Below are 14,269 nucleotides of genomic sequence, written 5' to 3' on the forward strand. Positions count from 1 at the left end.
GGCTGATCGCCGCCTTGCTCGCCAATGGCTCGCCGGTCGCCACCATCTTCACCGCGCTGTTCTTCGGCGCCCTTCGCAATGGATCGCTGCTGCTCGAGGTCGATACCGGCGCGTCGCGCGAGATCATCACCGTGATCCAGGCTCTCATCATCCTCAGCGTGTCGGCGCAGGTTCTGGTCAGGCGCCGCGGCGACAGCCAGGCAGGGGAGCGGCGATGGAAATTCTAGACAAGCTCGTCAACGTCGCGCTGATCGCCGCGACGCTTCGCACCACCGCGCCCATTCTTCTGGTCGCGCTCGGCGGCTCGTTCACCACCAAGGCCGGCATCTTCAACATCGGCCTCGAAGGCCAGATGCTGGCAGGCGCCTTCTTCGCCGTCCTCGGCTCGATCTGGACAGGTTCCGCGCTGCTGGGAGTCGCCTGCGGCGTCGCCGCGGCGCTCGCCTTTGCCCTGGTTTTTGCCATTCTGGTGGTGAGCTTCCGCGCCAATGAAGTGGTCGTCGGGCTGGCGCTCAACATTCTCGCCGGCGGCATGACGATCTCGCTGATGAAGGCGATCTTCGGCACGCGCGGCTCGATCGTCGGTCAAGGTATCGTCGGCCTGCCGAAAATCCGGCTGCCCGGCGCCCGCGACCTTCTCGGCTCATGGGCATCGCTGATCTCCGGCTTCACGCCGATCGTCTATGTCGCCTTCATCGCGGTGCCGCTGCTGGTCCTGTTCTATAACCGCACCCGGCTCGGGCTTTATATCCGCGTCGTCGGCGAGAAGCCCGAAGCCGCCGAGGCGCTCGGCATCCCGATCACGCGCGTCCGTTACACCGCCTCGCTGCTGTGCGGATTGCTGGCGGGGCTGGCCGGTGCGCATCTGTCGCTCGGCTACATAACCATGTTCACCGAAAACATGTCATCGGGCCGTGGTTTCATGGCCGTGGCAATCCTGATCTTCTCCAACGGCGATCCGCTCAAGGTGCTGGCCGGCTGTCTGCTGTTCGGTTTCGCCGATGCCTTCTCGCTGCGCCTGCAGACATTTGGCTATCCGTCCTATCTGGTCCTCACCGTCCCCTACGTCGTCGCGCTCACAGCGCTGTTCGCGCTCTCCTATCGCGCGCGGCCAAAGATCATCGTGGAGACGCTGGCGTCGATGCAAAGGCTGCTGTCGGTGGACAAGAACCCCCGGGCCTGACGGCAAACATCCCTCATGAAGGAACTTTCCATGGAACGCATAATTCTCGACGTGGATTCTGCCGGCGACGATATTCTCGCCGTGCTGTTTGCCGCGGCGAACCCAAACCTCCGGCTTGAGGGCGTCACCACCGTGACGGGCGCGGCCGGCCCGATCGAGCAGGTCACCAATGTCGTCCTCAACACGCTGGCGCTTGCCGGACGTGATGACATCCCGGTTCACGCCGGCGCCTGGCGGCCGATCGTCGGCAACGCCAAGGCCGACATGGAAGCGCCGGTCCATTTCGAAAAGCGGCTCGTGGCGCGCTTCGGCGAGCGCCTGAAGAAATTCAATCCACCGGCGCCGAAGCCGTCGCGCCAGGCAAATCCGGGGCACGCGGTCGACTTCATCATCGAAACGGTGATGGCCAATCCCGGCGAGATCACGCTGGTGACGACCGGCCCGCTGACCAACGCGGCGATGGCGCTGCTGCAGGAACCCCGGCTGACCGAGGCGCTCAAGCGCCTCCTGGTGCTCGGCGGCAACTTTCAGACGCCCGGCAACATCACGCCGCTGTCGGAATACAACATCTGGGCCGACCCGGAGGCCTCGCGCATCGTGCTGAACGCCGATGTCGACAAGATCCTCGTGCCGCTCGACATCTGCGAGGACAACCGCGTCGCCGCCTCGATGCTGACGCGCGACGACCTCGCGGACATGCAGGCCGGCGCCAAGGACAATCCCGTTCTCGAGATGATCGCCGACAGCTTTCCGATCTATATCGACATCTGGCGCGAATTCTTCGATCTGGTCGGCTTCCCGATGGACGATGTGATCACTGTAGCGCTGGCTTTCGATCCGGGCCTTGCCACGATGACCGAGCCGCTGTTCGTCGACGTCGTGCTGGACGGGCGCATCGCGCGCGGACAGACCGTCGCCTATCGCGGCAGGCAATTGCTGCCCGGCGGCGGACCGAAGACCACGCGCATCTGCACCGACCTCGACGGCCGGCGCTTCCGCGACATGTTCAAACAGACCGTCGCGCAGTACGAGCGGGCGGCGTGAGGAACGATACGATGACCACTGCAAGTCCCATTCTGTTCGATTGCGATCCTGGTCACGACGACGCCATTGCGCTGGTCATGGCGCATCGCTCGCCGGCCATCAAACTGCTCGGCGTCACCACGACCTGCGGCAACGCCGAGGTCGAGAAGACGACGGCCAATACGCTGCGCATCCTCGAATTCATCGGCGCCGGCGACGTTCCGGTGGCGCAGGGCTGCCACCGTCCGCTGGCGCGGCCCTTGGTGCTTGGCACCGCCGACGGGCCAAGCGGCCTGGAAGGCTCCCCCTACCTGCCGCAGGCAACGATCAAGCCGGTCAAGCAGCACGCGGTCGATTTCCTCGCGGACACATTGCGCGCCTCGCCCGAGCCCATCCTGGTCGTCGCCACCGGCCCGCTGACCAATATCGGCCTGCTGATCCTGAAGCATCGCGACGTGCTGCCCAAGATCAAGGAACTGATCTGGATGGGCGGCGTGTTCTATCGCAGGAGCGAGATCATCACGCCGACCGAGTTCAATGCCTTCTGCGACCCGGAAGCGCTAAAGATCGTCCTGGACAGTAGTGTGCCGATCCTGATGGTCGGCCTCGACGTCACCATGCAGGTGCTGATCGAGGCGCCGCAATATGCCGAGCTCGCAACCATCGACACGCCGCTCGGCCGGCTCGTCAACGACTGGCTGCTGTTCTACGAGAAGCTGCATCGCAACTCGATGGGCGTCGGTGGGGCGATGCACGATCCTCTGGTGCTGGCGCTGGCCATCGACCCGACGCTGGTGCGCACGCGTCCCGCCCATATCGGCGTCAATCTGTCGGGCACCTACGCATTCGGCGCGACCGTTGCCGATTTCTGGGGCGAGCGTGGCGAACAGGACAACGCCCGCATCGCGCACGAGGTCGATGCAGACCGCTTCTTCAAACTGATGTTCGATCTGCTGCGGGATTAGACTGGGTCTCTTGATCTCAGCCGCCTATGGATATACATATCGCTCGACGTATATCCATAGGAGAGTGTGATGCAAGTCGCCAAATGGGGCAACAGCCTCGCCATTCGCCTTCCCGCCGTTGTCGTCGAGGCTCTCGAACTTAGGGAAGGCGATGAGATTGAAATCCATGTCGCCGATGCCCGACGACTCGGCGTCGCGCGCAAACCTGGGCGCGACGAATTGCTGAAGCGGCTTCGCGCCTTCCGCGGCCGCCTTCCCGCCGATTTCAAGTTCGATCGGGATGAGGCGAATGCCCGGTAGTTTCTTCGACACCAATGTTCTTGTCTATATCGCGTCGGGCGATCCCGTAAAAGCCGACCAGGCGGAGATGGCCATCGCCGCAGGCGGCGCGATCAGTGTGCAGGTTCTCAACGAGCTCTCCAATGTCGCCCGCCGCAAGATGCGGCTGTCGTGGATAGATACCCACCTTTTTCTGTCCACGCTACGTGGCCTGCTGACCGTCCATCCCGTTACCGTCGAGACGCACGAGACCGGGCTGGCACTGGCCGAGCGTTACGGTTTTTCCATTTACGACGCCATGATCGCCGCCGCAGCGCTTCACGCTGGCTGCGACACACTTTGGTCGGAGGATATGCAAGATGGGATGGCGCTCGACGAAGGGCTGCGTATCGCCAACCCGTTTCGGCCAAGTGCCTGAAAGAATGGGCCGGAGTCTCTGATTGCCCAGTCAGTGACAGTCCTCAGCGGCATACATCCTGTGCAGGCTTCCTTTTCCCGAAGATCTGACCGACAGCCGGCAATCAGGCTTCCGGAAGGATGACGACGTTTTCCGAGTCCCAGAAAATTTCCGCCTTCTCACCCGATTTTGGCAGGCTGGTGCGCGTGCTCCGCTGGATTTGAACACGAACGCGAAAGCCACCAGCCAGGCAGATGGTATAGAACGATCTGCTGCCGATGAAGATGACATCCTCGACCTGCCCGGTCGCCGATTGCGTGGTGTCATTGTCTCTGGCGAAGCGGAAAGATTCCGGTCGGATTGAGACGATCACCTTGCCGCGCAATTCGCCGGCGGGAACGACAGAACTGTGAAAGCGGAGCCCCGATGCGATGACGGCAGTCATGCCGGAAGCATCGTCGCTTGCCATCGTCGCCTCGAACAGATTGGTCTCGCCGAGGAACTTGGCGGCGAACAGCGACCTTGGCGCTGCGTACATGATTTCGGGCCGGTCGACCTGAACGATGCGGCCTTTCTCCATGAGAACGACACGGTCGGAGAGGATCATCGCCTCATCCTGATCGTGCGTGACGTAGACGAAGGTGGCACCGGTCTCGGCGTGAATGCGCTTCATCTCGACCAGCATGTGCTGGCGGATCTTCAGATCGAGGGCGGCAAGCGGCTCATCGAGCAGCAGGACTTTCGGACCGTTGACGAGCGCCCGGGCGAGCGCCACGCGCTGGCTCTGGCCGCCGCTCAACTCGTTGATATAGCGGTTGGCGAAGCTGTCGAGCTGAACGATATGCAGCATGCGCTGGACCCGCTCGCGGATTTCCGCCTTGGGCGTGCCCTTGACCTTCAGGCCGAAGGCGACGTTCTCGAAGACGTCGAGATGCGGAAAAAGCGCATAACGCTGGAAGACCATGTTCACAGGCCGCCGCTCTGGCGGCTGGTCGGCACAATCCTTGCCGTCGATCTTGACGGTGCCGGCAGTCACTGTCTCGAAGCCGGCTATGAGCCGCATGAGGGTCGTCTTGCCGCAGCCGCTGGGGCCAAGCAAGGTGACGATCTCACCCTGTTCGATGGATAGGCATATGTCGCTCAGCGCCTGAAACGAGCCGAACATTTTTTGGGCAGCAGTGATCTCTATCACCGGCGGACGGATAGTCATGCCTGTCGATCCTTATGACACGGTGCGGCCTGCGACGGCCGACCTTCTGCGCAGATGGCCGATGAGCCAGGCCATGAAGAGGATGGCGATCGAGAACAGGAGAGCAAGCGTGGAAATGGCGTTGATGAGCGGGGTGACGGTGCGGCGCATCATCGACCAGATATACATGGGCAAGGTCGTCTCGGTGCCGGCGACGAAGGAGGTCACGACGAATTCGTCGAAAGACACGGCAAACGCCAATATGGCTGAAGCGATCAATGTCGGTGCGATCAGTGGCAGCGTCACCTTGCCGAAGGTCTGCATCTGACTGGCGCCGAGATCGCGCGAGGCTTCCTCCAGCGACGGATCGAACAACGCAAGCCGGGCGCGCATCGCCACGATCAGGATCGGCAGGGCCAGCACCACATGCGAGATGACGATGGTGACCGTCGAGAGCTGGACGCGGGCCTGGGCGAACAGCACCAGAAGTGAGACGCCGACGAAGAGGCCTGGAAGCGCGATCGGCGTCAGGCACAGCACCTCCAGCAAGGCGCGACCTCCCGGCCCCAGGCGAAGCCAGGCAAGCGAGGCAGCCGCACCGAGGACAAGCGTGATCAGCGCGGTGAAGCCGGCGACGGCGAGGCTCTTGACCAGTGCCGAGCCTAGCTGGGCGCTGCCAAGCACATCGGCGTACCAGCGCAGGCTGAAGCCGGCAAAGGGGAAGGATAGCGAAGGGCTCGCATGGAAAGAAAAGAGAACGATAATCACCAGCGGCATCAGCAAGAACGCCAGGATCGACCAGACGACAATTCTGAGTATCACCGCGCTACGCTCCCACTTTCTTTGCAGGCCGGCGCTTCACGATCAGACCTGTTGCACGCCCAAGCCCCTTCACCGCGAAGTAGAGGGCGATCGACACCAGAAACATCAGGAAGGCCTGAGCGGCACCGAGGGGCCAGTTTCCGGTCTTGCGGAACTGATCGGCGATCAGCAGCCCCGTCGTTTGGCCCGACGAGCCGCCCAGCATCTGCGGGGTGACATAGTCGCCCGCAACCATGACGAAGGTCAGCATGAAGGCGCCGACCAGCCCGTTGGCCGCGTTGGGCGCGATGATGCGGAAGAAGGCGCCAAGCGGCGAGGCGCCTAGGTCGCGCGCGGCGTCGACAAGGTCTTTCTTGATCTCGCTGAGCGACGACACCACCAGCAGGATGCAGAACGGCAAGTAGATGTGGATCAGCGTGATCGCGACCGCAAACCGGCTGAACAGGAATACCCCGACCGGCGTGTCGACGATGCCGGCCTGAAGCAGGATGGTGTTGAGGACGCCGCTGGTACCAAGCAAGGTGCGCCAGGCATAGATGCGCACAAGATAGCTGGAGAACCAGGTGATCAGGATGAGATAGAGGATGACCTGCGAGCGGCTGACATAGACGAGGTAGTAGCCGACCGGGATCGCAAGCACCAGCGTGATCGATGCCGTGACCAGCCCGATCAGGATGGCGTTGATCGTCACCGTCCAGAATAGTGGCGACATCAGCGAATTCAGGTAGTTCGAAAACACGAAGTCCGGCACGATCTTGTACGAGGCGGCCGTCCAGAAACTGTAGACGAACAGGATCAGGCTCGGCACGACGAAAAACACGACCATGTACAGAACAGCGGGTGCCGCCAGCAGGCTGCCCATGCTAGAGCGCGGTGCCTTCATGAACATTCTCACGGACAAAATGTGCTATCGGCAATGACTGCGATAGCCAACTCTCAATTCAGCCGACTCAAACGCGGGAAGTCTACATTCCCGCCTTGAATTCCTGCCACGCCGCGACCCAATCGTCGTAGGTAGCATGGGTGTCGGATGCCCGTGGTGGAATGCCGGGCAGGCCGGCTGCAAACATCGTCTCCATGGCGTCATAATCGATGCGGCTGCGCGACTTCTCATCGAGCAGTGTGACCGCCTTCTTCGAAACCGGCGCCTGAACCACGGCCATGGCGACCTTGGCCTGCACCGCGGGATCGAGCGACTGGTTGATGAAGGCGTGAGCGGCTTCGATATTGTCCGCCGAAATCGGAATGAACCAGGCGTCCACCCACAGGATCGGACCTTCCTTCGGAATGGCCATTTCGATCTTCATGTTCTGCTGGTCGGTCTGCGTTATGATCGAGGGATCGGCGCAAAGTGCCGCAACGACCTCGCCGGAAACCATGAGATTGACGAGCTCGCCCTGGTTGAGGGCGATGACGCGCGCCTGAGCCCTATATTTGGAGAATTCCGCGAAGGTCTTGCCAAGCTCGTCTTTGGTCAGCAGCGGATATTTCTCGCCGAAACCGGCAACGCGCGCGGCCACCGGCCAGGAGCTTACCGTGTCGTCCATGATGGCGATTTTGCCCTTGAGCGAAGGATCGAGCAGGTCGGCGTAGGATGTCGGCTTGACCAGCGTGTCGGCATTGAACAGGATCGTGTTGAACCCCCAGATGTAGGGCGATCCCCAATGTTGCCCGTCGGCGAACCATGTCGGCTGGTCGTAGAACTGGCCGAAGAGGTTGTCGGCATTGTAGTTCGGCACTTTCGACATATCGATCGGATTTACGATCTTCATTTCCCTTATGTAGAGATCGGCATAGGCCTGATTGTATTCGGCCAGATCGATGGGCGGCGGATTGCCGGCCACGAATTTTGCCTGCACGTCATCCTGGTTGGCGATCGAGGTGGCCTCGACCATCACGCCGTTTGCCTTGCGCCAGTCCGAAAGCTCGTTGGTCAGGTCATAGCCTTCCCAGGCCATGACCTGGAGTTCGCCACCCGCAGCGGCCTGCGCAGGCAGCGTGGACAACCTCAACAGGAATGCCCCGCCTCCCAAGCCGGCCATTCCGGTTAGTACGGCTCTCCTGCTGACTGCTGACGTGAACAAGCCCGAATTGACCTCGTCTCCTGCTTTGCGTGTCATTGCGAATTCCCCTTTTTTTGATGGCAATTTACGACAACCTTACGACAATCTTGCTTTACAGGATATTGGATACAATAATCATGAGAGTCAAACGAATTCGCCCCTACCGCTCGGCTTCGAATGTCTCGTGAAGATTTTGCGGAGGCGTCGCGGCTATCCCAGATCGGCTGCGCTCGCGTCAGCCGAGTTTGAACGGCAGGGCAAAATGCGCGCTAGGCTTCGACGCAACGAAAAGGCCGATACGGCTGAAGCAGGATCAGCCGGCGGCTTCGCCCCGCTTCAGTTGGCTGACGATTTCTTCGGCCGCGTCGGCGACATGTTTCTTAAGCAGCCTCGATGTCTCGACAGCGTCACGCAGGCGATAGGCTTCAAAGATGTCACGATGCTCCTGCAGCGCTTTGGTCTGCGCCTTCAACGGCTCGATCTGCAGGCGCAGATAGCGATCCGCCGAACTGTAGAGCGTTTGTAGCACCGCCATTGAACGCGGTCGCATCGACGGTTCGAGCAGCGCGGTGTGAAAGGCCCAGTTGAGGCGGCTGAGCTCCTTCGGATCGCCCCTGACGATAGCAGCCTCGTAGTCACGAAGCGCTCGCTCGACATTGGCGATGTCCTGATTGGAGAGGCGCGCTATGGCCTTTTTGACGAGGAAGGGTTCCAGCAGAAGCCGCGCGTCGAACAGGTCGATCGCATCGTCAGCCGATAGATCGGAGACGACTGCGCCGCGATGCGTCCTGATGACGACAAGGCCCTCGGCTTCCAGTTGCAGAAGCGCCTCGCGCACCGGAATCCGGCTGACGCCCAACTCGGCCGCTATCGCCTCCTGGCGAATCTGATGGCCGCCAGGATAGTCGCCACCGATAATTTTGGCGGCTATATATTCCGCCACCATCGCGGTTACGGTCTGGCGCTGCAACAAAGGCTTGGGCGGTGTCGGCATGGCAGGCGCTTTCAGAATCGTTCTACTTGTCGCAGGATCGTATCCAATATTTCATTCTGGTCCAATGTCGGCTTTGCAATCGAGCTTCCGTTTCCCATCGATCAACGCCCATCCGCATAATCAACCGTCTCTGGCGGCAGCGGCGAGTGGCCGCGCACGCGGTCGACAAGCTTTTCCGCAATCATCATGGTCGGGCAGTGTAAATTGCCGCTGGTGATACGCGGCATGACCGACGCATCGATGACACGCAATCCCTCGGTCTCGTGCACCTTACCGTCGGCGTCGACGACCGCCATGTCGTCGACGCCCATACGGCACGTCGAGCATGGGTGGTACTGCGTGCCGAGGTTTTCCTTTAGCCAGGCAAGCACTTCGCAATCGGGCATCGTTCTGAGCCCAGGCGTCAGGGCTTGCCCGCGCATGCCGTCCCAGGCGCGTTGCTGGATGATCTCGTCGGTATGGCGCACGCCGTCGATCAGATCCCGCTGGTCCTGCGGATGCGCGAGGTAGTTGGAAATGATCGACGGATGCATCCGTGGGTCAGCCGATTTCAGTGTAACGGCGCCTCGGCTCTTCGGCCGCATCAGGCAGGTCTGGTATTGGAACCCCTCCTCGATGTTGACCTTGCCGTGCATGAGTTCGCCCAGCATTGGCAGAAACTCGTGCTGGATGTCGGCGTAATCGGCAGCCGCATTGCTTCTGAAGAACGTGCCGACCTCCCAAAGATTTGTCACGCCGAGCCCGGAGCGCATGAACAGCCATTGCGCGCCGATCAGGCCCATCTTGAACATGTTCAGGTCCATGGCGGGCGAGACGCCGCGACGCGATGCCCTGTAACGCACCGAAACGGCAACATGGTCGACCAACCCCTTGCCGACACCGGGCACGTCCGCGACCGACTTGATACCCAGACTACCCAGTTCGTCTGGGCGACCGACGCCCGACAGCAGCAAAAGCTGCGGCGAATTGAAGGCACCGCCGCACAGCACCACCTCGCGCCCTGCCTCGACGGTATGGGTCGCACCATCCGCCTCGTAGGTAACGCCGACCGCGCGCTTGCCGTCGAAATTGACCCGGTGAACCAGCGCATTCAGCTTCAGCTCGACATTGCCCTTGCGGATTGCCGGCCTGAGATAGGCCCTGCCGCCGCTCGCCCGCACGCCCCTGTCGATATTCGCCTGGTAGATATGGACGCCTTCCTGGCGATAGGCATTGTAGTCGGGATTGAGTGGATGACCGGCCTGTTGACCAGCCTCGAGAAACGCTGTGAATACCGGCAGATCGCCTTTGAGCGTCGTGATCGCGATGGGGCCATCGCCGCCCCGATAGGCATTGGCGCCCTTGTCGTAGGTTTCCAGCCTCTTGAAGTAAGGCAGGCAGTGCGCATACGACCAATCCGGCAGACCGTCCTGCGCCCACCCGTCGAAGTCACGCGGATTGCCGCGGACATAGACCATGCCGTTGAGCGACCCGGAGCCGCCCAGCATCTTGCCCCTGACATGCGTGACCATGCGCCCGCCGAGCGCGGCCTCCGGTCCCGTCTCGAAACTCCAGGTCCGGCGCTGGTCGGTCAGCGGGTAGGACATGGCCGCCGGCATGCGCACGTAGATGGAATTGTCGCTCGGGCCGGCCTCCAGCACCAGCACTCGAACGCTCTTGTCCTCGCCTAGCCTGGCGGCGACGATCGAACCGGCGGCACCCGCCCCGACGACGATATAGTCATACGCCTTGGAAGCCATGTCGAACTTACCTTCACTTGCACCTGACTGGATGTTTCGGCCAGGCTGAGTTCCTATGTCGCCCACCAGATGCTTTTGGTCCGGGAATACTGGTCGAGCGAATGAATGCCTTTGTCCTTGCCGCCGAAGCCGGACGTCTTGAAGCCGCCGAACGGAGTCGTGAAGTCGCCCTCGCAAAAGGCGTTGATCGCCACGAACCCCGCGTCGAGCGTGGCCGATGCCGCGTGAATTGCGTCTGGACTCTCGCCGAAGACATAAGCACTCAGGCCGTATTGCGTGTCATTGGCGCTGCGGATCGCGCTGCCGAGATCGTCGTAGAACCTGACGGAGAGAACCGGGCCGAAGACCTCTTCCCTCCAGGCCTCGGCGCTTTCGGCGACATTGAAAAACACGACCGGCTCGACCAGGCGTGGCGAGGTGCCGGTGATTTCTGCAGCCGACACGCTGAGATCATTGTTATGCCGCTTCTCGTTATCGACGGCGCGATTGACCTTGGCCGCATGGGCGTCGCTGACCAGCGGACCGATGCGCGTGGCCGGATCGAACGGATCGCCGATCGGCCATTCCTTCATCTTCGCGGCGAGCATGCCGCGAAGATCAGCTTCCAGCGCGCGCGGCGCGAGAACCCTCGATATGGATGAACAGAGCTGGCCGGAATTCATCAGGAAGCCGGTCGAAATGTCATCCGCGAAACGATCGAGCGATTTGACATCAGGCAGAATGATCGCGGGATTCTTGCCGCCGCACTCCAGCGAAATTTCCTTCAAATTCGAATCGGCCGAATAGTGCAGGAAGCGCCGCCCCGTGGCGGTCGAACCGGTGAAATTGATCGCTGAAACGTCGCCATGCAGGCCCAGCGCCTTTCCGGCAACCGCGCCGGTGCCGGGTACAACGTTGATGACGCCAGCCGGGAAACCCGCTTCGATCGCCAACTCGGCCAGCCGCAGCGTGGTGAGCGGCGTATCATCGGCCGGCTTGCAGACCACCGTGTTGCCGGCGGCCAGCGCCGGGCCGATCTTCAGCGCCAGCGTGGTCAGCGGATAATTCCAGGGCAGGACGATGCCGACCACGCCTTGCGGCTCGCGCACGATCTGGCTGAGCATGCCATTGCGACGGGCAGGGCTGAGATCGTAGGCGGTTTCGGTCAGGCTGGCATACCAGCGCAGCACGCCGACCGTCGCCGGCACATCGTCATTATAGGAATGCAGGATCGGTTTGCCGACGTCGAGGCTTTCGAGAAGCGCCAATTCGAGCCGATTCTTTTCGACGGCGTCCGCCAGCGCCCGGATCAACGCCGCGCGTCCTTCGTGTCCCATCGTGCCCCAATCCGCCTTCAGCGCCGCGCGGGCGGTCTGCACGGCGAGATCCACCTGCTTCTCGCTGGCAAAGGCGACTTCGCTGATCGTTTCCCCATCGAAGGGAGACATGATGTTTCTGACCTCGGAGCCGCCGTCACGGGAAAACCCATCGCCGATCCAGGACGTGTCCAGTCGCCGTGCCGTATCGCGCGTCTGCTTCAGGTCGGACACGCCGAACATTGGAACTTTATCCATACGATCCATCCCTGACACATCCATCGGCTGCGGCTTTCGAAGCGCAGCCGACGACGCGTGCCCCTCGGCCCGACATCCTTGCGGGATCAGGCAGCCCGGCGTGATTGCGTTTGCTTGAGCTGCTCGATCGTCGCCTTGATCGTGACAACGACGCGCTCGCGCTCCTCGCCGACCAGCGGCAGCCGCGGCGCCCGGGTCCATTCGGGCGCGCCGTAGACGAGGTACTCGGCCATTTTGATGTATTGAACGAGCTTCACATGCGTATCGAGATGGAAGGACGGCGTCATGATGCGATAGAGGTCGCGCGCGCCGGCAAAATTCCCGGATGCGCACAGGTTGAAGATCTCAACGCACTCCTTCGGCCAGGCATTGGTCATGCCCGAAACCCAGCCCGTCGCGCCGAGCGACATGCTCTCGACGATCTGGTCGTCGACGCCGCAGAAGATATCGAAGCGGCTGTCCAGTGCGATGAACATGTCGGTGACCCGGCGCACGTCACCGGTCTCTTCCTTGACCGCCACGATGGTCGGGCAATCCGCCAGCACCTTGAGGACGTCGGGCGTGATGTCGACGCCATAGGCGATCGGGTTGTTGTAAATCATGATCGGCAGGTCGCTGGCGCCGGCGATCGCCTTGTACCATTCGGCCGTCTCGCGCGGGTCGGTCTTGTAGCCGAGGCTCGGAAACACCATCAGGCCTTCGGCGCCGTAATCCTGGAACTTGCGGGCGCTCGCGGCCGCGCCGGCGGTCGAAATCTCGGCAAGGCCGGAGAGAAGCGGAACGCGGCCGGCAACGGCTTCCTTTGCTGCCCGGATGACGGCTTCCTTCTCCTGCGGCAGCAGCGAGGCGTTCTCGCCCAGCATCGGCAGCACGATGATGCCGGAAACGCCATTGTCGATGAGGCGGTTGATGCTCGCCTGCGTCGCTTCGAGATTGATCGAACCGTCCTGGTCGAGCTTGGTCGTAACCGCCGGGAACACCCCCTGCCAATGCGTCATCGTCTGGTCTCTCCTTGGACTCGCTTTCGCAATAATGTATCCAATCTACAATATTCTGTTTGAAAGTCCACAATGAAATCGACCTTGCGGCAGCGCCTATACGGGCATGTCACGCCACTGGAACGGGCGGATTTCCCTCGAAGCGCGGCACGGACACACGCACCCCCTCTTGCGCCGAGCGTCTGACCGCCAGTGCCGTTGCCAGCGAGGCGACGCCGTCCCAACCCGTCGCCGCCGGACGTTCGCCATGAAGCACTGCCGCGTCGAACTGGGCGATCGTGGCGGCGTAGAGGTTGGCGGGCTCGACCGGGATTTCCGTCATCTCGGTGCCGCGGCGAAGATAGACCCGACCGGACGGCGCCTCATCCAGGACGCCCCGGCCATAGATCGACCCTTCGGTGCCATGGATCTCAAGCGCGGTCTCGTGATGGGCGAAGACCTGGCCCTCATGCATGTAGGCAATCAACCCGGAAGCGAAGTTTACGATGGATTGCACCTGGTCCTCGACGCCATTCTCGCCGATCAGGCTGCTCGCCTTCATCGACATGACCTCGACCGGTTCGTCCGCAAGGACGAAGCGCAGAACGTCGACATTGTGCACGGTCAGGTCGTAGATGACCCCGCCCTGTTCCTTGTCCTTCGTGCGCCAGGTCTGCAATTCCTTGGGCAGGTATTCACAATACATCACACGCGCGGCAAGCGGCCGGCCGATCTGGCCTGTTTGCACCAGGTCGCGAATGGCCCTGTGCGTCGCCGCGCCACGCATATGATGGTTCGTCGCCAGGACGACACCGGCGCGGTCGCAGGCCCTGGCCATCTCGACGGCATCATACAGCGTCAGCCCGAGCGGCTTTTCGCAAAGCACGTGCAGGCCCGCCGCCGCAGCCTCGAGCGTGTCGTCGCGATGCCTGGCATTGTTGGTCGAGACGTAGACTGCGTCGATCGCGGTTTCGGCGAGAAGCGATTTGAGGCTTGTCGTGGATACCGGTATCCCGAGATCGCCGGCGAACGCACATCCGCGGGCAGCACTCCTGCTGACGACCGCCACCAATTCCGCATCCGGC

The 14,269-nt window shown here is 61.9% G+C and carries 14 protein-coding genes and 1 pseudogene; 6 read left to right on the forward strand and 9 right to left on the reverse strand.

Features of this window, described 5'->3' with window-relative positions; genetic code table 11:
• The 6 genes and pseudogenes from E5W87_RS26015 to E5W87_RS26040 form a co-directional block, all read left to right on the forward strand.
• Positions 1-227, forward strand: a pseudogene (locus E5W87_RS26015) (ABC transporter permease); the annotation flags it as partial.
• Entirely contained in the window at positions 215-1,183 is a 969-nt protein-coding gene (locus E5W87_RS26020) for an ABC transporter permease (RefSeq protein ID WP_292404175.1), read from the forward strand. The pseudogene E5W87_RS26015 and the gene E5W87_RS26020, both read left to right, overlap by 13 nt.
• A 30-nt stretch (positions 1,184-1,213) precedes the next feature.
• Positions 1,214-2,227 carry a nucleoside hydrolase gene (locus tag E5W87_RS26025; protein ID WP_292404178.1) on the forward strand — a complete coding sequence of 338 codons (1,014 nt, stop codon included), beginning with the start codon at positions 1,214-1,216 and terminating at the stop codon, positions 2,225-2,227.
• An 11-nt stretch (positions 2,228-2,238) separates the two neighbouring features.
• Complete coding sequence (locus tag E5W87_RS26030) at positions 2,239-3,171, forward strand: nucleoside hydrolase (RefSeq protein WP_292404181.1); 933 nt, start codon at positions 2,239-2,241, stop codon at positions 3,169-3,171.
• 69 nt (positions 3,172-3,240) lie between these two features.
• Positions 3,241-3,471, forward strand: a complete 231-nt coding sequence (locus E5W87_RS26035) for an AbrB/MazE/SpoVT family DNA-binding domain-containing protein (RefSeq protein ID WP_292404184.1) — start codon at positions 3,241-3,243, stop codon at positions 3,469-3,471.
• Positions 3,461-3,868 (forward strand): PIN domain-containing protein, encoded by a 408-nt coding sequence (locus tag E5W87_RS26040; protein ID WP_292404187.1) that lies wholly within the window; start codon positions 3,461-3,463, stop codon positions 3,866-3,868. Before E5W87_RS26035 ends, E5W87_RS26040 begins: the two co-directional genes overlap by 11 nt.
• A 103-nt stretch (positions 3,869-3,971) precedes the next feature.
• Here E5W87_RS26040 and E5W87_RS26045 read toward each other — a convergent pair whose 3' ends face one another.
• From E5W87_RS26045 to E5W87_RS26085, 9 genes are all read right to left on the reverse strand, one after another.
• Positions 3,972-5,057: an ABC transporter ATP-binding protein gene (locus E5W87_RS26045; RefSeq protein ID WP_292404190.1), complete on the reverse strand. Its 1,086-nt coding sequence runs from the start codon at positions 5,055-5,057 to the stop codon at positions 3,972-3,974.
• A gap of 12 nt (positions 5,058-5,069) precedes the next feature.
• Positions 5,070-5,858 (reverse strand): ABC transporter permease, encoded by a 789-nt coding sequence (locus E5W87_RS26050; RefSeq protein ID WP_292404193.1) that lies wholly within the window; start codon positions 5,856-5,858, stop codon positions 5,070-5,072.
• A gap of 4 nt (positions 5,859-5,862) precedes the next feature.
• Complete coding sequence (locus E5W87_RS26055) at positions 5,863-6,741, reverse strand: ABC transporter permease (RefSeq protein WP_292404195.1); 879 nt, start codon at positions 6,739-6,741, stop codon at positions 5,863-5,865.
• 82 nt (positions 6,742-6,823) lie between these two features.
• Positions 6,824-7,978: a PotD/PotF family extracellular solute-binding protein gene (locus tag E5W87_RS26060; RefSeq protein WP_292404198.1), complete on the reverse strand. Its 1,155-nt coding sequence runs from the start codon at positions 7,976-7,978 to the stop codon at positions 6,824-6,826.
• Between the two features lie 256 nt (positions 7,979-8,234).
• Positions 8,235-8,915, reverse strand: coding sequence for a GntR family transcriptional regulator (locus tag E5W87_RS26065; protein WP_292404200.1), 681 nt, complete (start codon positions 8,913-8,915; stop codon positions 8,235-8,237).
• 101 nt (positions 8,916-9,016) lie between these two features.
• On the reverse strand, positions 9,017-10,654 hold the full coding sequence (locus E5W87_RS26070) for a choline dehydrogenase (RefSeq protein ID WP_292404203.1): 1,638 nt from the start codon (positions 10,652-10,654) through the stop codon (positions 9,017-9,019).
• Between the two features lie 53 nt (positions 10,655-10,707).
• Positions 10,708-12,207: an aldehyde dehydrogenase family protein gene (locus E5W87_RS26075; protein ID WP_292404206.1), complete on the reverse strand. Its 1,500-nt coding sequence runs from the start codon at positions 12,205-12,207 to the stop codon at positions 10,708-10,710.
• An 86-nt stretch (positions 12,208-12,293) separates the two neighbouring features.
• Positions 12,294-13,205: a dihydrodipicolinate synthase family protein gene (locus E5W87_RS26080; RefSeq protein WP_292404210.1), complete on the reverse strand. Its 912-nt coding sequence runs from the start codon at positions 13,203-13,205 to the stop codon at positions 12,294-12,296.
• 109 nt (positions 13,206-13,314) lie between these two features.
• Positions 13,315-14,269, reverse strand: a 955-nt coding sequence (locus E5W87_RS26085; RefSeq protein WP_292404213.1) for a Gfo/Idh/MocA family oxidoreductase, incomplete at its 5' end; no start/stop codon positions are given.

Source organism: Mesorhizobium sp. (genome assembly GCF_004962925.1).
Classification (GTDB): domain Bacteria; phylum Pseudomonadota; class Alphaproteobacteria; order Rhizobiales; family Rhizobiaceae; genus Mesorhizobium.